The organism is Lawsonibacter hominis (assembly GCF_014287895.1).
In the GTDB taxonomy this organism is placed as follows: domain Bacteria; phylum Bacillota; class Clostridia; order Oscillospirales; family Oscillospiraceae; genus Lawsonibacter_A; species Lawsonibacter_A hominis.
Genome location: NZ_JACOPP010000085.1, coordinates 1 through 791, shown reverse-complemented (window position 1 = coordinate 791; position 791 = coordinate 1). Strand labels below are relative to the sequence as shown.

General features: G+C 50.4%; 1 protein-coding gene. It reads left to right on the top strand.

Annotated features, from left to right (window positions below):
- Window positions 1-676, top strand: a 676-nt coding sequence (locus H8S57_RS16875) for a hypothetical protein (protein WP_186909094.1), incomplete at its 5' end; no start/stop codon positions are given.
- Window positions 677-791 lie beyond the last annotated feature (115 nt).

Here is a 791-nt window from a genome sequence, read left to right as displayed (position 1 = left end):
TAAAACCGATTTTTACAGGCTGTTCTTTGAACAGCTTGCCCGGCGCGGCTTTGATGTGAAGCGGTCCCAATCTTCCGATTACATCGCTGATATTTATTTCAAGAACCAGCTTGTGGCCTACTTCTCCAAAGCCGATACGGTGATCCAAAACCCCTTTGTCACGGTCAAGGACAAACTCATTCGCCTTATCAACGATACGGCCCAGGACACAGCGAACAAAGCGGGTATCTGCCGCGACTGTCCTTATACTGACGCCAACGAGAAACTTCCCAATGGCTCTTATAAGCTGGCAGAATACAATGGCGTGACTCTCGCCTGCAAGGAGCATCATCTGTTTGGCTATGTGTTCTCCACCTACCGCACCGCCCCGGATTCCGGCGAAATGATGGCCCGCCAGATTTTTTACAACAAGGAATTTGCAGGACAGGATTTCGCCAAACGGAGCGGTTTGGTGGATGAACGTGCGCTGTTCACCGAAGAAGAACTCCGGGTCCTTCATGCGGGCTTGGTTAAGATGAGCATACTCGATCAGGATGTTTCCAACGAGGCTCGTGAATCTGTGGAACGGATTCTTGACAAAATCGAGGACATTATCCCGGAGCTGCGGGAGCAGGAAATGGAGTTTGACTTTGATATGGAGTTCGGCCAGCAGGAAGAAATGGAGATTGGAGGATAGCAAGAATGAGCAGCAAGAGAAATCAGACCATCGCTATCGCCCGTTTCCTGATGTATAAATACGGGCTGAACCAGCAGCTTGAGGGCATGACGGACGAAGAATACCTGGCGCATCC